Source organism: Paraburkholderia sp. J76, assembly GCF_905220295.1.
Taxonomy (GTDB): Bacteria; Pseudomonadota; Gammaproteobacteria; order Burkholderiales; family Burkholderiaceae; genus Paraburkholderia.
Map to the genome: position 1 here is coordinate 156720 of NZ_CAJMZJ010000001.1, position 19258 is coordinate 175977.

The 19258-nt window shown below is 65.8% G+C and carries 17 protein-coding genes; 15 read left to right on the plus strand and 2 right to left on the minus strand.

What is annotated here, in order from left to right; genetic code table 11:
• Positions 1–109 precede the first annotated feature (109 nt).
• From U5768_RS00770 to U5768_RS00780, 3 genes are all read left to right on the plus strand, one after another.
• Entirely contained in the window at positions 110–1285 is a 1176-nt protein-coding gene (locus tag U5768_RS00770) for an MFS transporter (protein WP_322028473.1), read from the plus strand.
• A gap of 121 nt (positions 1286–1406) precedes the next feature.
• Positions 1407–2126, plus strand: a complete 720-nt coding sequence (locus U5768_RS00775) for a GNAT family protein (protein ID WP_322028474.1) — start codon at positions 1407–1409, stop codon at positions 2124–2126.
• A complete protein-coding gene (locus tag U5768_RS00780; RefSeq protein WP_322028475.1) occupies positions 2127–2573 on the plus strand; it encodes a GNAT family N-acetyltransferase in 447 nt (148 codons plus the stop codon). It begins immediately after the preceding gene.
• 17 nt (positions 2574–2590) lie between these two features.
• Here U5768_RS00780 and U5768_RS00785 read toward each other — a convergent pair whose 3' ends face one another.
• Complete coding sequence (locus U5768_RS00785; RefSeq protein WP_322028476.1) at positions 2591–3544, minus strand: LysR family transcriptional regulator; 954 nt, start codon at positions 3542–3544, stop codon at positions 2591–2593.
• Positions 3545–3713: 169 nt separating this feature from the next.
• On the opposite strand from U5768_RS00785, the gene U5768_RS00790 reads away from it, so the two are divergent.
• From U5768_RS00790 to U5768_RS00840, 11 genes are all read left to right on the plus strand, one after another.
• The gene (locus U5768_RS00790; protein ID WP_415913837.1) at positions 3714–4835 is read left to right on the plus strand and encodes a M20 aminoacylase family protein; all 1122 of its coding nucleotides are present in this window, start codon (positions 3714–3716) and stop codon (positions 4833–4835) included.
• Between the two features lie 47 nt (positions 4836–4882).
• Positions 4883–5677, plus strand: coding sequence for an ABC transporter substrate-binding protein (locus U5768_RS00795; RefSeq protein ID WP_322028478.1), 795 nt, complete (start codon positions 4883–4885; stop codon positions 5675–5677).
• Between the two features lie 96 nt (positions 5678–5773).
• Positions 5774–6964: a porin gene (locus U5768_RS00800; protein ID WP_322028981.1), complete on the plus strand. Its 1191-nt coding sequence runs from the start codon at positions 5774–5776 to the stop codon at positions 6962–6964.
• A 129-nt stretch (positions 6965–7093) separates the two neighbouring features.
• Positions 7094–8101 carry a deoxyribose-phosphate aldolase gene (gene deoC / locus U5768_RS00805; protein ID WP_322028479.1) on the plus strand — a complete coding sequence of 336 codons (1008 nt, stop codon included), beginning with the start codon at positions 7094–7096 and terminating at the stop codon, positions 8099–8101.
• Between the two features lie 13 nt (positions 8102–8114).
• Positions 8115–10496: an aldehyde dehydrogenase family protein gene (locus U5768_RS00810; protein WP_322028480.1), complete on the plus strand. Its 2382-nt coding sequence runs from the start codon at positions 8115–8117 to the stop codon at positions 10494–10496.
• Positions 10497–10537: 41 nt separating this feature from the next.
• Positions 10538–11017 carry an RbsD/FucU family protein gene (locus U5768_RS00815; protein ID WP_322028481.1) on the plus strand — a complete coding sequence of 160 codons (480 nt, stop codon included), beginning with the start codon at positions 10538–10540 and terminating at the stop codon, positions 11015–11017.
• Entirely contained in the window at positions 11014–11955 is a 942-nt protein-coding gene (rbsK, locus tag U5768_RS00820; RefSeq protein ID WP_322028482.1) for a ribokinase, read from the plus strand. Before U5768_RS00815 ends, rbsK begins: the two co-directional genes overlap by 4 nt.
• 39 nt (positions 11956–11994) lie before the next feature.
• Positions 11995–13032: an ABC transporter permease gene (locus U5768_RS00825; RefSeq protein ID WP_322028483.1), complete on the plus strand. Its 1038-nt coding sequence runs from the start codon at positions 11995–11997 to the stop codon at positions 13030–13032.
• A 93-nt stretch (positions 13033–13125) separates the two neighbouring features.
• Positions 13126–14130, plus strand: coding sequence for an autoinducer 2 ABC transporter substrate-binding protein (locus U5768_RS00830; RefSeq protein ID WP_322028484.1), 1005 nt, complete (start codon positions 13126–13128; stop codon positions 14128–14130).
• Between the two features lie 73 nt (positions 14131–14203).
• Positions 14204–15724 carry a sugar ABC transporter ATP-binding protein gene (locus U5768_RS00835; RefSeq protein WP_322028485.1) on the plus strand — a complete coding sequence of 507 codons (1521 nt, stop codon included), beginning with the start codon at positions 14204–14206 and terminating at the stop codon, positions 15722–15724.
• A gap of 29 nt (positions 15725–15753) precedes the next feature.
• Positions 15754–16797 (plus strand): ABC transporter permease, encoded by a 1044-nt coding sequence (locus U5768_RS00840; protein ID WP_322028486.1) that lies wholly within the window; start codon positions 15754–15756, stop codon positions 16795–16797.
• Between the two features lie 48 nt (positions 16798–16845).
• Here U5768_RS00840 and U5768_RS00845 read toward each other — a convergent pair whose 3' ends face one another.
• The gene (locus tag U5768_RS00845) at positions 16846–17574 is read right to left on the minus strand and encodes a DeoR family transcriptional regulator (protein WP_322028487.1); all 729 of its coding nucleotides are present in this window, start codon (positions 17572–17574) and stop codon (positions 16846–16848) included.
• 252 nt (positions 17575–17826) lie between these two features.
• Here U5768_RS00845 and aldA point away from each other — a divergent pair, with 252 nt between their 5' ends.
• The gene (gene aldA / locus U5768_RS00850; RefSeq protein WP_322028488.1) at positions 17827–19248 is read left to right on the plus strand and encodes an aldehyde dehydrogenase; all 1422 of its coding nucleotides are present in this window, start codon (positions 17827–17829) and stop codon (positions 19246–19248) included.
• The last annotated feature ends 10 nt before the right edge of the window (positions 19249–19258 follow it).

The following is a 19258-nucleotide window of genomic DNA, read 5'->3' on the forward strand; positions in this document are numbered from 1 at the left end:
CGTGGCGCACACGCCTTCCCGAAACGCTGAGGATTCCTCCTTTTCTTCAGACGAAACGGGATCGCCTGGGCCTGGCGCCGCGCAACGCGGCAAGGCTGCATCGCTCGCGTTGCTGCTGCTGGCGCAGGTGGCGGCGATGGGCGTCTGGTTTTCGTCGAGCACCGTGGTGGCCGTCATCAAGCAGGCGCACGCCATTGCTGCGTTCGACGAAGCCTTGCTCACGAGCGCCGTGCAGTGCGGCTTCGTGGCCGGCACTATCGCGTCCGCGCTGCTTTCGCTGCCCGACCGCTACGATCTGCGCCGGCTGCTCGCCGGTTCCGCGCTCCTGGCCGCCGCGGCCACGGCCTCGCTCGCGTTCCTGCCGCCGGTGGGCGGCGCCGTCGTCGCGCTGCGGTTCGTCACCGGCATGTGCATGGCGGGCGTGTATCCCGTTGGCATGCGGCTCGCCGCCACCTGGGCGCAAGGCGATCTCGGTCTTCTCGTCGGCCTGCTGGTGGGCGCGCTCACGCTCGGTTCGGCGAGCCCTCATTTGCTGGCGGCGACGGGCGGGCTCGGCTGGCGCACGATTTATGGCGTCGCCGCGGCTTGCGCGGCCTGCGCGGCGGTGCTGATCGGCTTTGCGGGAATCGGGCCGAATATCCGGCGCGCGACGCGCATCGACTTCGCGAAGGTCACGCAAGCGTGGCGCCAGCCGGCCTTGCGGCTTGCCAATCTCGGCTATCTGGGCCACATGTGGGAGCTTTACGCAATGTGGGCGTGGCTCGCGCTGTTCCTGCAGCAAACCTTCGTTGCGCGCGGCATCGCCAACGCCCGCACGCGCGCCGAATGGATGACCTTCAGCGTGATCGCCATCGGCGCGGCGGGCGCGTGGCTCGGCGGCGTGCTGGCGGACCGCGTGGGGCGCACGGCCGTCACGGTAGGCGCGATGGCGGCGAGCGCAACGTGCGCGGCGCTCATGGGCTGGCTCGCTGATGCGCCGCTCGTCGTGATGGGCACGGTCGCGCTCGTGTGGGGTGTGTCGGTAATCGCCGATTCCGCGCAGTTTTCGGCGAGCGTGGCCGAACTGGCCGATCCTGACTCGGTCGGCACGCTCCTGACCGCGCAGACCTGCGCGGGCTTCCTGCTCACGCTGGTGAGCATTCATCTCGTGCCCTACGCGGTAGCGTGGCTGGGATGGCGCGGCGGTTTCGGCATGCTGGCCGTGGGGCCCGCGCTGGGTTGCGTTGCGATGCTGCGGTTGCGGCGTCATCCCGATGCGATGAGGCTCGCGGGCGGCCGGCGTTGATCGGCGAGGCCGCGCGTGGTTCCACGTGAACAGCCGTTCGTGGACCTTTCCACAGAGCCACGACATGCGGTAACTTAACGCGGATATTGGCCATGTTTCGTGCTAAAGGAGCGTCTCACGCATGTCAGCAAGACTGAACGAATTTCTGCAGCCCATTGGCGACCCCGTAACCGGCTGGCAGCCGCGCGAACGCCCCGCGCGCGTGACGATCGAGGGGCAGTTCTGCCGCATCGAGCCGATCGACCTCGAACGCCATGCCGCCGATCTCTTCGAAGCCTACGGCACGGCGGCCGACGGGCGCGACTGGACTTATCTGTTCGCCGAGCCGTTCGCCGACTTCGCCACGTTTCGCGAGTACCTTGCGAAAGCCGCTGCATCGAACGATCCGTTTCATTACGCCGTGATCGACCGCGCGAGCGGCAAGGCCGTGGGCACGTTCGCGCTCATGCGCATCGAGCCGGTGCATGGCGTGATCGAGGTGGGCAGCGTGACGTTTTCGCCGCGCCTGAAGCAAACGCCGGTGTCGACCGAAGCGCAGTACCTGCTGATGCGCTACGTGTTCGATGATCTGGGCTATCGGCGCTACGAATGGAAATGCGACAGCCTCAACGCGCCTTCGCGCAAGACGGCGCTGCGTCTCGGCTTCCAGTTCGAAGGTATTTTTCGCCAGGCAATCGTGTACAAGGGACGCAGTCGCGATACCGCATGGTTCGCGATCATCGACAAGGATTGGCCGCTCGCGAAAGCCGCCTTCGAAAAGTGGCTCTCGAAAGAGAACTTCGACGCGCAGGGCAAGCAGCGCGCATCGCTTGCGAGCCTGAGAGAAACGGCGGCAGCCTGAATGTCCGGGGCGATCCTCATCCGCGACGTGGCGGCCGCCGACCGCGACGCGTGGCTCCGCCTTTGGGCGGGCTACAACGCGTTCTACGAGACGAACGTCGCGCCGCATATCAGCGAGCGCACGTGGCAGCGCATGCTCGATGCGAACGCGCCGCTGTTCGCGCGCGTTGCCGAAGCCGAGGGAAGGCTCGCGGGATTCAGCCTTTGCGTGCTGCATGAAGGCACGTGGGTCGATGCGCCCGTCTGCTATCTGGAAGACCTGTTCGTCGATCCCGTCTGCCGAGGGCAGGGCATAGGGCGGCAGCTTGTCGAAGACCTCATCGCGCTGGCGCGTTCGCGCGCGTGGTCGCGTCTGTACTGGCACACGCGCAAGGACAACCCCGCGCGCAAGCTCTACGACGAATTCGCGCAAGCCGACGATTTCGTGCGCTACCGGTTGCAGTTCTAGCGCGCTCGCGCGAAGGCTCAGATCAACAGTTTGAGCGTGCGGAACAGGGCGAGATCGTCCTTCTTCGCCGAGCGCGCGTGCCGGCGTATCACCTGAAGCAGGCAGTCGACGAAGGCGAGGGCCGCGCGGCTGAGCGGAGTGTTCCGGCGCGTGACGATGCCCAGTTGTCGGGGCTCGAAGGTCTCGCATAGCGCGAGCGGCCGTAGCCGGCCGCCGTACGGCGGCACGTGACTCAGAATCGTCGGGCTCCACGTGCACATGCTGGCCTGCTCGACCATGGTCTGGAGCGTCGCCACCGACTGCGCGCGCACGATCCGGCGCGGGTCGATCCGCGCGCCGTGACGCGTGAACAGATATTCGACCAGGTCGGCTTCGCCGTCCGGTGCGAAGTTCAGCACCCAGTCTTCCTCCAGCAACTCGTGAATCGAGCGCGCCCGCGCCTTGGGGTGCCCTTCGCGCACCATCACCGACGATTCGTAGGTCAACACGGGCTCGCAGGCAAACTCCTGCGTGCTGGCCCCGGGCTGCAACTGGCCGACCGCGAAGTCCATGCTGCCTTCGCGCAGCAGCGGCTGGGCGACGGCCATGAGCCCTTCGACGAGTTCCAGGCGGATATCGGGCATGCGTTCCCGAAAGAGCCGAACGGTCTCGGCCAGAAAGGTCAGCGTAATCCACGGCGTGACGCCCACCATGAGGTTGCCTTCCACGCGTCCCCTCAAACGCTCCAGGTCGCTGTGCGCATGTTCCAGTTGATTGAGCACGAGGCGCGCGTGCGTGAGCAGCACCTTGCCGTGCTCCGTGAACGTGATGCCTTCGGGCGCGCGGATCAGAAGCGGCAAGCGCTCGCTTGCCTCCAGTTCGCGCAGCGCGCGCGTGACGGCGGCCTGCGAAAGCCCGAGCGCGCGGGCCGCGCCGCGAATGCTGCCGGCCTCCGCGCTGGCGACGAGCGCCTCAAGTTGATGCAGTTTCATGGCGATGGGCGACAACCGGGGGTTGTCATCATAACAAAACGCTGGCTGTTCTCCGTTAATTGCGCTGCATACGATTCGATCCACGATGCACCAACGTGCACCAACGGGCGGAGGAGACGAATTGAGCAGGCAGTGGGTTTTGCCGGAAGTGGCGGCGGTCGAAGCCGAAATGATCGCGCTGCGCCGTGCGTTGCACGCGCAGCCGGAACTAGGCTTCGAGGAACATGCGACGAGTGCGCTCGTCGCCGAAAAGCTCGAAGCGTGGGGCTACGGCGTGACGCGCGGCGTGGGCGGGACGGGCGTGGTCGCGACGATGACGCGTGGGCGCGGTTTCAGCCTCGGGCTGCGCGCCGACATGGACGCGCTGCCCATACGCGAGGCCACGGGCCTGCCGTACGCCAGCCGCAGCGACGGCGTAATGCACGCCTGCGGTCACGACGGCCATACGGCGATGCTGCTGGCGGCGGCCCGCTGCCTCGCGCAAAACGCGCACTGGCGCGGCACGCTGCACCTGATTTTCCAGCCGGCGGAAGAGGGCCTGGGCGGCGCGCGCAAGATGATCGAGGACGGCCTTTTCGAGCGCTTTCCCTGCGACGCCGTGTTCGCCATGCACAACGTGCCCGGTTTTCCCGCGGGGCGAATCGGCTTTCACAGCGGGGCGTTCATGGCCTCCGCCGACGAAGTGACGATCCGCGTGATCGGCCGCGGCGGCCACGCGGCCGCGCCGCAGCAGACGATCGACCCGGTCGTGGTCGGCGCGTCGATCGTCATGGCGCTGCAAAGCGTGGTGGCGCGCAACGTGGCGCCGCACGAGCAGGCCGTGGTCAGCGTCGGCGCGTTGCACGCGGGTAGCGCATCGAATGTCATCGCGCCGCATGCCGATCTGCACCTGAGCGTGCGCGCGCTTTCGGCGCAGGTGCGCGAGCTGCTGGAGCGCCGCATCCGCGAACTGGCGCAGGGACAGGCCGCGAGTTACGGGGCGCGCGTGGAGATCGGCTATCGCCATGACTACCCGGTGCTCGTCAATCATGCCGACGAAACCGAAGTGGCGCGCCGCGTCGCGCTCGAATGGGGCGGCCCCGCGTTGCTGATCGACGGCTTGCGTCCGCTCATGGCGAGCGAAGACTTCGCGTACATGCTGGAGCGCTGCCCGGGCAGCTATCTTTCGATCGGCAACGGCGACGGCGAGCAGCATTGCTCGCTGCACAACCCCGGCTACGACTTCAACGACGCGAGCCTCTCCATTGGCGCGAGCTACTGGATCAAGCTCGCGGAGCACATCCTGCAATGAGCACGTAATCACCGAAGCAAGTTAAACAACAGAAAGGAGACGAACAAATGAAGCAATGGACGATGGCGCTTTCGCTGGCGCTCGCCGCGGCGGCAACGGCGGGCCAGGCGCACGCGGTGGATCTGAAGGGCCGCGAGATCCGGCTCGCGGTCGATCCCACGTATCCGCCGCTCGAATACAAGACGCCGGACGGCAAGCTCACGGGCTTCGGCGTCGATATCGCCAATGCGTTGTGCGCGCAACTGAACGCGCATTGCGTGTGGGTGGAAACGAGTTTCGACGGCATGATTCCCGGCCTGATCGCACGCAAGTTCGACGTCATCTCTTCGTCGATGACGATCACGCCCAAACGCGCGCAACAGATCGCGTTCACGAACAAGATTTCGAATGCGCCCGCGCGGCTGGTCGTGCGCCGCGGCTCGCCGCTGCTGCCTGACGCGACCTCGCTCAAGGGCAAGCGCGTGGGCGTGGAGCAGGGCACGAGTCAGGAAGATTACGCGCGCGCGAAGTGGCAACCGGCGGGCGTGGAGGTGGTCCCCTATCAAAACCAGGATCAAGTCTATGCCGATCTGACGTCGGGCCGTCTCGACGCCGCGTTCCAGGCATCGATTGCCGCAAGCGATGGCTTTCTGAAGCGGCCCGAAGGCAAGGACTTCATGTTCGCGGGGCAAGCTATCGACGACCCGACGTTCTTCGGTCAGGGCGACGGCCTGGGCCTGCGCAAGGAGGACACCGCGCTGCGCGACGACTTCAACGGCGCGCTTGCGGAGATTCTCGCGAACGGCACTTACGCGCGCATCAACAAGAAGTATTTCGACTTCGACATTTACGGCGCGAAATAACAAGGACAAGAGTCCCGCAATCGGCTGAAGCGGGCGAAGCAATCCAGCCGCTTTCGCCGAATGATTAGCATACCTGATAAAAATGGAAGACCAATGATGAAGAAGAGGAAGATCTTTTGCGCCATGGCGCTGTGCGGCGCGGCGGCGCCCGCCTTCGCGCAAGGCAGCGTGACCTTGTATGGTTTGATCGACGAGGGCATCGACTACACGAACAACGTGGGCGGCCATAGCGTCTACGAAATGACGAGCGGCTATGCGCAAGGCAGCCGCTGGGGACTGAAGGGCACCGAGGATCTGGGCGGCGGCAATAGCGCGGTCTTTCAGATCGAAAGCGGCTTCAACGCGGGCAACGGCGCGCTGGCCGAAGGTGGCCGCGCCTTTGGACGCCAGGCCTATGCCGGTCTGGCCAGCGAGCGTTATGGCACGCTCACGCTCGGACGCCAGTACGACTCCGTGGTGGACTTTCTCGCGCAGACCACGGCGAACGGCAACTGGGGCGGCTATCTGCTTTCGCATCCTTACGACAACGACAACACCGACAACACGTTTCGCCTGAACAATACGATCAAGTACGCGAGCCCCGCGTTTGGGGGCTTCTCGTTCGGCGGCACGTACAGCTTCAGCAACGACACGAGCTTCGCGAATAACCGCGCGGTGAGCGTGGGTGCGCAATACACGGGGGGCGGCTGGCTAGTGGCCGCGGCTTACCTGAACGCCAGCAATCCCGCGCTGACCTCGGGTGGCGCAATCGCGGGCGCGAGCAGCACGAACGGCGCGGACGGCAATTTCGCTTCGTCGCGGCTACAGATATTCGGCGCCGGCGTGAATTACACGGCCGGCTCGGCGACGGTTGGATTTGCGTACACCAATACCTGGATCGGCCAGCCCGTGGCGAACGTCGGGTATCTCGCCGGCGACGAGACGATCCAGCCGGTCACGGGGCAACTCGCCGGCGGCCGGGTGACGTCGCTGCGGTACCAGAACTTCGAGGTGAAGGGGAAATATCAGGTCACGCCAGCGTTTTACGTGGGCGCGGACTATGTCTACACGCTCGTCCACTACGACGCGACCACCGGCCGCGTGAAGCCCTCGATCCATTCGGCGGGGCTGATGTTCGACTACAACGCCTCGAAGCGCACCGACGTGTATCTGCAGAGCGCATTCCAGCTTGTGGCGGGCGACAGGACGGGCTCGTCGCTCGACCAGGCCTTCGTGCCCGGCGCGCAGGATCTTTCGTCCACCTCTCGCCAGGTCGTGGTGCGCGCCGCGATTCGCCATATGTTCTGAGTCGGGCTCTGACGCGACGGGATAGATAGGATTGTAACGAGTATTGTCACGATCGTTTCATCGGTATAGGATGGGTGCGAATAAACCACCACGGTTTGATGTGCATTGCACAAATTCGCCTCCCAGCCTATGTCAGAAGCTTCAACGAACTCGCTCATCGTGCTGCGCGGCGCGCCCGCCCAGCATGCTGCTGCGCGCAATGCCGGCGTGGCGTTCGACGCGGCGTGGCTCGACGCCTTGCGCGTCAACCAGTCCGCCGTCGAGCGCCGCACGGCCACGCTCGGCACGCGCCGTGCGGTCAAGAAGGACGCGCAGGCCGCGTGGCTCCTGAAGGCCATTACCTGCATCGATCTCACCACGCTCAACGGCGACGACACCGAGGGCCGCGTGCGGCGCCTGTGCACGAAGGCGCGCCATCCCGTGCGCGCCGACCTGCTGGCCGCGCTCGGCTTCGCGCCCGACGCCATCAAGACGGGCGCGGTGTGCGTGTACCACCGCTTCGTCGCGGCGGCCGTCGATGCGCTCGCGGGCAGCGGCATTCCTGTCGCGGCGGTGTCTACCGGGTTTCCCGCGGGCCTCAATCCGCACGCGCTCAAGCTCAAGGAAATCGAGGCCTCCGTCAAGGACGGCGCCGAAGAAATCGACATTGTCGTCACGCGCGAGTACGTGCTCACCGGCAACTGGCGCGCGCTCTACGACGAAGTGCGCGAGTTCCGCGCGGCATGCGGCGACGCGCATCTGAAGGCGATTCTCGCCACGGGCGATATTCGCGTGCTGTCGAACATCGCCAAGGCTTCGATGATCTGCATGATGGCGGGCGCGGACTTCATCAAGACCTCCACGGGCAAGGAAGGGACCAACGCCACGCTCGACGTTTCGCTCGTCATGGTGCGCATGATCCGCGAATACCGCGAGCGCACCGGCGCGCTGGTGGGCTTCAAGCCCGCTGGCGGCGTGTCGAACGCCAAAACCGCGCTCGCGTACCAGATCCTCATGAAGGAGGAACTGGGGCGCCCCTGGCTCGAGCCCGAGTTGTTCCGCTTCGGCGCCTCCAGCCTGCTTGCCGACATCGAGCGGCAACTCGAACACCACGTGAGCGGCCGTTATTCCGCCTTCCACCGCCACCCCGTAGCCTGAGCAGACCATACCGATGAGCGTAGCCGAGTATTTCCGAACGATGGATTACGGTCCCGCCCCCGAGGACGATCAGCCCGTGCGCGCGTGGCTCGCGCAGCACGAGGCCGCGTTCGGGCATTTCATTGACGGCGCGTGGCGCGCAAGCGCCGAAGGCGAGCGTTTCGAGGTGCGCGCGCCCGCCACCGGCGAAGCGCTCGCCGCCGTGGCGCAAGGCGGCGCGGCAGACGTCGCGGCTGCCGTCGCGGCGGCGCGCGCGGCGCAGCCCGGGTGGTACGCCATGGGCGGCGCGGCGCGCGCGCGCCATCTCTACGCGCTCTCGCGCATGGTGCAGCGCCACAGCCGTCTTTTTGCCGTGCTCGAAGCGCTCGACAACGGCAAGCCGATTCGCGAGGCGCGCGACATCGACATCCCGCTCGTGGCGCGCCATTTCCTCCATCACGCGGGCTGGGCGCAACTTCAGGAGAGCGAACTGACCGGCTGGTCGCCGCTTGGCGTGATCGGCCAGATCGTGCCGTGGAATTTCCCGCTGCTGATGCTCGCATGGAAAGTGGCGCCGGCCATCGCGCTCGGCAACTGCGTGGTGCTCAAGCCCGCCGAATACACGCCGCTCACCGCGCTTCTGTTCGCCGAACTCGCGCATCGCGCGGGGCTGCCCAAGGGCGTGCTCAACGTGGTGACGGGCGACGGCAGCACGGGCGCGGCGCTCGTCGAGCATCCGGGCGTCGACAAGATCGCTTTCACCGGCTCGACTGAAGTGGGCCGCCTGATCCGCACCGCCACGGCCGGCACGGGCAAGTCGCTCACGCTCGAACTGGGCGGCAAGTCGCCGTTCATCGTGTTCGACGACGCCGACCTCGACGGCGCCGTGGAGGGCGTTGTGGACGCCATCTGGTTCAACCAGGGCCAGGTGTGCTGCGCGGGCTCGCGCCTGCTCGTGCAGGAGGGCGTGGAAGCGCGCTTCATCGACAAGCTCAAGCGCCGCATGGCGACGCTGCGCGTGGGGCCGTCGCTCGACAAGGGCATCGACATCGGCGCGATCGTCGATCCCGTGCAGCTCGAACGCATCGACTCGCTCGTGGAAGCCGGGCGGCGCGAAGGCTGCAACGTGTGGCAGCCGCGCGAAGTCGAAATGCCCTCGGGCGGCTGCTTCTATCCGCCTACGCTCGTCACGGGCGTGGGGCCTGCCTCGACGCTCGCGCAGGAGGAAATCTTCGGGCCGGTGCTCGCGGCCATGAGTTTTCGCACGCCGGAAGAGGCGGTGGCGCTCGCGAACAATTCGCGCTACGGACTTGCCGCGAGCGTGTGGAGCGAAACCATCGGGCGCGCGCTCGACATCGCGCCGCGCCTGCAATGCGGCGTGGTGTGGATCAACGCGACGAACCTCTTCGACGCGAGCGTGGGCTTTGGCGGTTACCGCGAATCGGGCTTCGGGCGCGAGGGCGGCCGGGAAGGCGTCTACGAATATCTGAAGCCGGCCGCATGGAGCAAGCTGCCGATGCGCGCGCCACGCGAGGCGCGCGCGCAGCAGCAGGACTTTGCGCACGCAGGTGCGGCGCTCGATCGCACTGCGAAGCTTTTTATTGGCGGCAAGCAGGTGCGGCCCGATAGCGGCTATTCGCATGCCATCTATGCGCCGAATGGCGAATGGGTGGGCGAAGTCGGCGCGGGTAGCCGCAAGGACGTGCGCGACGCCGTGGCCGCCGCGCGCGGCGCGGGCAAGTGGACGCAGATGAGCACGCACGCCCGCGCCCAGGTGCTGTATTACCTCGCGGAGAACCTGAGCGCGCGCGCCGAAGAATTCGCGCGGCAACTCGCGCACCGCGCCGGGCATGACGCACGGGCAGCGGAGCGCGAAGTGGAAATGGCCATCGACCGGCTGTTCAGCTACGCGGCGTGGGCCGACAAGTTCGACGGCGCGGTGCATACGCCGCCGTTGCGCGGCGTCGCGCTCGCGATGCACGAGGCGCTTGGCGTCATCGGCATAGCGTGCCCCGACGAGGCGCCGTTGCTCGGCTTCGTTTCGCTGATCGCACCGGCGCTCGCAATGGGCAATCGCGTCGTGGCGCTGGCGAGCGAGGCGTGCCCACTCACGGCGACGGATTTTTATCAGGTCGTGGAAACCTCGGATGTGCCCGCGGGCGCGCTCAACATCCTGACCGGCGAACGCGCCGCGTTACTGCCGGCGCTGGCGAAGCACGACGACGTGGACGCGCTCTGGTGCTTCGGCGCGGCGGCCGATTCGGCCCTCGTGGAGCGCGAGTCGGTCGGCAATTTAAAGCGGACTTTTGTGGATCACGGCCGCGAGGTTGACTGGTTCGACCGGTCGAGTGCAGGATTGCCCTTCTTGCGCCACGCCGTGCAAGTGAAGAACATCTGGATACCGTACGGCGACTGAGCGTTTCGAACAAGAAAGCGCCCGCCCCCAGGAGACAAAAAATGCTGAAGAATCTCGACCCGCTTCTGAATGCCGATGTCCTGCAAGCGCTGCGCGCCATGGGTCACGGCGACGAACTCGTGGTTTGCGACGCGAACTTTCCCGCCGACTCCGTTGCACGCGCAACGGTACTCGGCAAGCTGCTGCGCATCGACGGCGCGGATGCGCCGCGCGCCGTACGCGCCATCCTCTCCGTGCTGCCGCTCGACACCTTTGTCGAAGCGCCGGCCATGCGCATGGAGGTGGTAGGCGAGCCCAACACGATACCCACGGTGCAGCACGAAGCGCAGACCGAAGTCGACGCCGCGGAAGGCCGCGCCGTGCCGTTCGCGCCCATCGAGCGCCATGCGTTCTACGCGCGCGCGCGCAAGGCCTACTGCGTGATCGCCACGGGCGAAACGCGCGGCTACGGCTGCTTCGTGTTCACCAAGGGCGTGCTGCTCGCGCCCGACGCGCCGCGCGCGAAGGAGCCGGGCCAATGAGCGGACGCGTCGTCATTCTCGGCATCTATGTGACCGATCTCGCGTTCCGCGCGAGCCGCATGCCGATGATCGGCGAGACGCTCGCCGGTTCGGCGTTCGCGATGGGGCCGGGCGGCAAGGGCTCGAATCAGGCCGTGGCCGCCGCGCGCGCGGGCGCGCAGGTGGTGTTCTGCACGCGCGTGGGCAACGACGCGTTCGGCGATATCGCACGCGCAACCTGGGCCGCCGAAGGCATCACCGCGCGCACCCAGGCCGTGGACGGCGTCGCGACGGGCGCGGCGCACATCTTCGTGGACGACACGACCGGCATGAACGCGATCATCGTCGCGGCGGGCGCGGCGGCCACGATGGAGCCCGCCGACGCCGAAGCGATCGAAGCCGATATTGCGGATTCCCAGGTATTCGTCACGCAGCTCGAACAGCCGCTGGCGGCGGCGCGGCGCGGCCTCGAAATTGCGCGCCGGCATGGCGTGAAGACTGTGTTCAATCCTGCGCCCGCCATGGCGCTGCCCGACGACATCTTCCCGCTATGCGACTACGTCACGCCGAACGAGACCGAGGCGCAGGCGCTTACCGGCATTGAAATCCGCAACGCCGACGACGCGCGCCGCGCCGCCGACGCGCTGCTCGCCAAGGGCGCGGGCGCGGTCATCGTGACGCTTGGCGAAGCGGGCGCTCTGTTTCATACACGCGATACATCGGTTCTGCTGCCCGCGTTCAATTGCGGCCCGGTGGTGGAAACGGCGGGCGCGGGCGACGGCTTCACGGGCGGTTTTGCAGCGGCGCTCGCACGCGGCGACGATGCGCTCGCGGCCACGCGCTTCGGCTGTGCGCTCGCCGGTATTTCCGTCACGCGCGCGGGCACGGCGCCCTCCATGCCGCGCAAGGAAGAAGTCGACGCGATGCTCGCACGCACGGCGAGCGCCGACGCACATTAAGCATTGCCAGGTGAAAACACACCGCAAAGGATGAAGTCCATGAAGTCTGCACTCTTTGCCAAATGGTTCGGCGACCGGCAGTTGAACTTCCTGCTGGCCGTGAACCTGCTGGTCGTGGCGGTCGCAGTGTGGGTGTCGCGCGGGCAGTTCGTCGGCATCGACAACCTGCAGTCGATGGGCGCGCAACTGCCCGAAGTCGCGCTGCTCGCGCTCGGCATCATGCTTTCCATGCTGTCGGGCAACGGCGGCATCGATCTTTCCGGCGTGGGGCTAGCGAATCTCTCCGGCATGATCGCCGCGCTGGTGGTGCCGCGTTTCGTGAGCGGCGACGACTCGCCCGTGCTGTATACGGCGCTCTTTTGCGTGATCGTCCTGTGTATGGGGCTCATCGGCGGCCTGCTCAACGGCGTGGTGATCGCGCGGCTCGGGCTCACGCCCATTCTCTGCACGCTCGGCACGCAACTGCTTTTCACGGGCTTTGCCGTGGCGCTGAGCAACGGCGCCTCGGTGCACGTCGATTACGTCGAACCGCTTGCCGACATCAGCAACGGCACCTTCTTTCAGGTGCCAATCTCCTTCCTGCTATTCGTGGCCGTAGTCATCTTGCTGGGCTGGCTACTCAGGCGCACGCCGTTCGGGCTGCGCCTCTATCTCATGGGCACGAACCAGCGCGCGGCCTTCTATGCGGGCATTCCGCGTGCGCGCATGCTCATCATGACTTACGCGATGTGCGGCGTGCTGGCCTCGCTCGCGGGGCTCGTCAGCGTTTCGCACACGCTCAGCGCGAAATGGGACTACGGCAATTCGTATCTGCTGATCGCCATTCTCATTGCGGTGATGGGCGGCGTGAATCCGGCGGGCGGTTATGGACGCATCATCTGCGTGTTTTTTGCCGCCACGGTGCTGCAATTCCTTTCGAGCCTGTTCAACTTGATGGGTGTTTCGCAGTTCTTCGGCGACTGCGCCTGGGGCTTCCTGCTGTTGCTCTCGCTTGCGTTCGCGGGCGGCGAGCGGGTACGGGCGATTTTTGGTTTCGCAGGCACGCCGTCCGCGGGCAAGGGGCGAACCTCGGGTTGACCGGCTGAACCGTGCAGCAGGCGGGCTTCGAGCCTCGGAGGTCCGCCGCGATCGATTTCGGGGCGTGAGTTTATAACAAACGGAGACATGGAAATGAAGATCAAGCGACTCAGCGTGGCAATCACAGCGTGTGCACTCGCGGCTGGCATGGCGGCCGTGGCGTACGCGGCGGAAAACCCGACCATCGTCACGGTCGTGAAAGTGACCGGCATTAGCTGGTTCAACCGCATGGACGACGGCGTCAAGGAATTCGGCAAGGACAACCCGAACGTTTCGGTGTACCAAACGGGCCCGGGACGCGCCGACGCCGCCCAGCAACTGAAGATCATCGACGACCTGATCGCGAAGAAAGTGAGCGCGATTGCCGTCGTGCCGTACGATCCGCCCACGCTCGAACCCGCGCTCAAGAAGGCCATGGACCGCGGCATCAAGGTCGTCACGCACGAGGCCGACAACGAGAAGAACACGATGGTCGACGTCGAGGCGTTCGACAACTCCGCCTACGGCGCCGCGCTCAACGACCGCCTCGCGTCGTGCATGCACAACGAAGGCAAGTGGGCGACGATGGTCGGCTCGCTCGGCAGCCGCTCGCAGGTGCAGTGGGCCAACGGCGGCATCGACAACGCGAAGAAGAAGTTCTCGAAGATGCAGCTCGTCGAAACGAACCTCGAAACCAACAACGACGGCGAGCACGCGTACGAAGTGGCGAAGGAAGTGCTGCGCAAGCATCCGGACATCAAGGGCTTCCAGGGCTCGTCATCGCTCGACGTAATCGGCATTGGCCGCGCGGTCGAAGAAGCGGGCCTGCAAGGCAAGATCTGCGTGTACGGCACGGGTCTGCCGACGGAAGCGGGCAAGTACCTCGAAAGCGGCGCGATCAACGGCATTGCGTTCTGGGACCCGAAGCTCGCGGGCATGGCGATGAACAAGATCGCGCTGATGCTGATCGACGGCAAGACGGTGGAGAACGGCGCGAATCTCGGGTTGCCGGGCTATGAAAAGGTCACCGTGTCGAAGGGTCCGGGCAAGGGCATCATCGTGCGCGGCCAGGGCTGGGTGAGCGTCGACAAGTCGAACTACAAGCAATACAACTTCTGATCGGGAGAAAGCGGCGCGCGCAACGGTCCGCGGACCTCGCGCGCGCTTCGTCGCAACGTCACGAAGAGAAGACATGGCTTCAGAACCGTTATTGCAGGTGCTCGGCGTGCACAAGCGCTTTACGGGCGTGCACGCCCTGCGCGGCGTGACGCTCGCGTTCGAGCGCGGGCAGATTTATCACCTGCTCGGCGAGAACGGGTGCGGCAAGAGCACGCTCATCAAGATCATCTCCGGCGCGCAGCCGCCCGACGAAGGCGAACTCGTGATCGACGGCGCGCGCCATTCGCGGCTCACGCCGCTCGAATCGCTCGCGGCGGGCATCGAGACCGTCTATCAGGACCTTTCGCTGCTGCCCAACATGAGCGTCGCGGAAAACGTGGGGCTCACGACTGAGCTTGCCGAACATGCGGGCCGTCTTGCACGCACGTTCGACCGGCGCGAACTCGCGCGCACGGCGGAGCGCGCGTTGAAAGCAGTGGGCCTGCCTGGCGACGCCGACTTCCAGGCGACGCTCATCGAGCAACTGCCGCTCGCCACGCGCCAACTCGTGGCCATCGCGCGCGCCATTGCGAGCGAGGCGAAGTTCGTCATCATGGACGAGCCCACGACCTCGCTCACGCAAAAGGAAGTGACCAATCTCATCGCCGTGCTGGGGCAGTTGCGCGCGCAGGGCGTGACCGTGCTGTTCGTGAGCCACAAGCTCGACGAATGCTATGCGATTGGCGGCGAGGTGATCGTGCTGCGCGACGGCCAGAAAGTGACGCAAGGCCCCATTACGAATTACACCAAGGCGCAGTTGAGCGAACTGATGACGGGCCGCGAGCTTTCCACCGAACGCTACCGCAACGTCGCAGCGCAGGCCGACGTGCTGCTCGAGGTTCGCGGCCTTGGCCGCACGGGCCTCTTCAGCGAGGTGTCGTTCAAGCTGCACCGCGGCGAGATTCTCGGCGTGACGGGCCTGCTCGATTCGGGCCGCAACGAACTCGCGCGTGCGCTTGCGGGCGTCGCGCCCGCCGAGGCGGGCGAGATCGTGCTCGAAGGCCGCGCGATCAAGCTGGCGACGCCTGGCGACGCGCGGCGCGCGCGCATTGGCTACGTGCCGGAAGACCGCCTGAACGAAGGCCTGTTCCTCGACAAGCCGATTCGCGACAACGTGATCACCGCGATGATCGCGAGCCTGCGCGACCGCTTCGGCCAGATCGACCGTACGCGCGCTCGCGCATTGGCCGAAGACACCGTGAAGGAACTGCAGATCGCCACGCCCGATGTGCAGAAGGCCGTGCAGTCGCTTTCGGGCGGCAACCAGCAGCGCGTACTGATTGGCCGCTGGCTCGCCATCGACCCGCACGTGCTGATTCTGCATGGGCCGACCGTGGGCGTGGACGTGGGCTCGAAGGACATCATCTATCGCATCATGCAGCGGCTTTCGCAGCGCGGCATCGGCATCTTGCTCGTGAGCGACGACCTGCCCGAGTTGCTGCAGAACTGCGACCGCGTGCTGATGATGCGAAAGGGCCGCGTCGCCGAAGAGCATCACGCCGATGGCCTGACCGAGGCCGAGCTGTACCGCGCACTGCTTGCAGAGGCAGCCTGAATTCCGCGTAACGTTTTGCCGGACACCGCATGAGCATGAATCAGACAATGAGCACGTCGTCCAACACCGTCGAAGTCTCGCGCCAGACCGTGCCGCTCAACTGGCGCGCGAAACTCGCCCGCAATCCCGAGTGGTTTACGGCCACGCTGATCGTCATTACCTGCGTGATCGTGGCCTCTATCAATCCGCGTTTCTTCCAGTGGGCCACGCTGTTCGACCTGCTGCACTCGGCCACGATCACGTCGCTGTTCGCGCTCGGCACGCTCGTCGTGCTCGCTTCGGGCGGCATCGACGTGTCGTTCACGGCCATTGGCGCGCTCACGATGTACTCGATCACGAAAGCCGTGTTCGCGTGGTGGCCCGATGCGCCGTTCGCGCTCATTCTGCTCACGGGCGCAGTGGGCGGCATCGTGCTCGGCGTGATCAACGGCATGCTCGTGCACCGGCTGCAGGCGCCTTCGCTGATCGTGACGATCGGCACGCAATACCTCTATCGCGGCCTACTGCTCACCTTTGTGGGCACGACGTTCTTCATGAACATCCCGCACAGCATGGACCGCTTCGGCCGCATTCCGCTCATTGCGTACAAGACCGCCGATGGACTCAACGCGGTGCTGCCCGTTTCCGCAATCGCGCTTGTGGCAGCCGCGCTTCTCACATGGTGGCTGCTCAACCGCACGATGATGGGGCGCGGCGTCTACGCCATGGGCGGCAGCACGGCGATTGCGGAGCGGCTCGGTTTCAACCTGCGCGCGATCCGGCTGTTCGTGTTCGGCTATACGGGGTTTCTCGCGGGCGTGGCGGGCATTTTGCATGTGGCGAACAATCGCCTCGCTAACCCTTTCGACCTCGTGGGCTCGGAACTCGACGTGATCGCGGCGGTGATCCTGGGCGGCGCGCGCATCACGGGCGGCAGCGGCACGGTCGTGGGCACGCTGCTCGGCGTGGCGCTCGTTACGCTCATCAACAACGTGCTCATTCTCGTGGGCGTGCCGAGCACCTGGCAGAAGGTGATTGTCGGCGCGTTCATTCTGGTGGCCGGTACGCTGTTCGCGCTGCGCCGTCGCGGCTGATTCAACGCGTAGCCGGAAAGGCGGCCGGCCTTTGCGGCCGGCCGGCACTCATGCGCTGTGCCCGCGCAATGTCTGGCCTTTCTCGGTGATGATGGAATTGAAGTCGTCCATCTGCGAAAAGCGCCACGCCTTCACAATGCCGTATTTGCTTGCGTCCACAACGAGATGGCTTTCCACGGCGCTCGCCATGGCGGCCTGCTTGAGCGCGACTTCGTGAAAGTTCCAGCACGTCACGCCGCGCGCGGCGTCCACGCCGCCCGCTGAAATAAACGCCTTGTTGATGCCCATGCGGCGCAGCGTTTCAAGACTTTCCTCGCCGGAAAACGAATCGGACGACGGCACATACGCGCCTCCCAGCAAGATCATGCGCACGTTGGGCATGCGCCGCAGAATCTCGGCCACGTTCAGCGAATAACACACCGCCGTGATCTGCAGTTGCGAAGGGATGAGACGCGCGAGCGCGGCGAGCGTCGTGCCGCAGTCGATAAAAACGGTGTCGTTCTGCGAGATGAGCCGCGCCGCGTGCGCGGACGCTTGCGCCTTGGCCTGCGCGAAGTGGTCCTTTTCGTGTTCGAGCGAGTAGCCCGCGGTATTGGGCACGTCCTGCGCGCTCACGATATAGCCGCCCAGGTACGTGAAACGTCCGGGATTCGCGGCGATATCGCGCCGCACCGTCATTTCGGAGACGCCAAGCACGCTGGCTGCATCGCGCAGATGCATGACGTTGTGTTTCGCGAGCGCGTCGGCAAGGGCGCGCAGCCGGTCGGTTTTGGCCATGTAGTGGGTGTTGCGCCGGTGTGTGCCGCCTTCCGGCGAACGTTAGATTTGTTTCGTCCGTGTGATCGAATTATAACAAGCGCGCAATGCGAAAGCCACGCGCTTTGACTGGCGCCGTTGTCGCGCGCCACCTCGGCAAGCATGCGTTTTTCGCATGCTCCACTCGACAATTAATCGTTTGTCGCGTCCCGATGCCGCACAGATACTGCCCTTTCTCAAGAAGCGGCGGCAACGCCGAATGGGCGGCAATTCATGCGATCAGACCTCAATTTCATCAATGGGCAGTTCGTCGGCGCCGAAGGGCCGCGCATTGCTGTCCATAACCCCGCAACCGGCGACGCCGTCGGCCAGGTGAGCGCGGCGAGCCCCGCTGACGCGGTTCGCGCGGTCGTTGCCGCGAAGGCCGCGCAGCGCGCGTGGCGCAAATTGGCCGCCGCCGAACGCGGCGCGATCCTGAACCGGTTTGCGGACGCGATCGTCGCGCGTGCGCCGAAGATCGGCGCGGCACTCGCCGCCGAGTCGGGCAAGAGCGTTGCCGACGCCACCGCCGAAGCCCGGTACGCCGCCGAGATCCTGCGCTATCACGCGCAGTGGGCGCGCCGTATCGAAGGCGAGGTGATTCCGAGCGACAGCGCGAACGAAAACCTCGTTCTCATGCGCGAGCCGATTGGCGTGGCCGCCTGCCTGATTCCGTTCAATTTCCCTGTCTATACGCTGCTGCGCAAGGTTGCGCCCGCGCTCATCACGGGCAACGCCGTGGTCGTGCGGCCGAGCAACAACACGCCCTGTTCGGCGTTCGAAGTGGCTCACGCGGCGCAGGAAGCGGAACTGCCGCCGGGCATTTTCAACGTGCTGACCATGGACCACGACACCGCCGCGGTGCTTTGCACGCACGCGGACGTCGGCATGATCACGCTCACGGGCAGCGTGAGCGCGGGCCGCAAGGTGCTCGACTACTGCAAGGAAAACATCGCGAAGCCGTCGCTGGAACTGGGCGGCAAGACGCCGGCCATCGTCGAGGACGACGCCGATCTCGAAGCGGCCGCCACGGCCATCGTGCGCTCGAAAACCACGCATTGCGGCCAGCTTTGCACGGCAATCGAACGGGTGTACGTGCACGCTTCGGTGCACGACCGCTTCGTCGCGCTGCTGCGCGAGAAGATGAGCGCGGTGCGCTTCGGCGACCGCGCGCAAGACGAAACGCGCATGGGCCCGCTCGTGAGCGCGAGCGCCCGCACGGCGGTCCACGCCATGGTCGAGCGCGCAGTGGCCGAAGGCGCGAAGCTCGAAACGGGCGGCTATGTGCCCGAGGGCAAGGGGCACTTCTATCCGCCCACGTTGCTCACGCGTTGCCGCCAGGACTTGGAGATCGTGCAGGAAGAGATTTTCGGACCGGTGCTGCCGGTGCTGTCGTACGAGACGCTCGACGACGCGCTGCGCATGGCAAACGATCACCAGTTCGGCCTGTCGTCGGTGCTCTTTACGGAGCGCTACCGCACGACCATGCGTGTCGCCAATGAAATCGAGGCCGGCGAACTGTACGTGAACCGCACGCCCGCCGATCCCTACCAGGGCTATCACGCTGGCTGGAAACGCTCGGGCCTTGGCGGCGACGACGGCAAGCACGGCATGCTCGAATTCACGCAAACACGCCTTGTCGTGATGCCGTTCTGATCGTTCGACA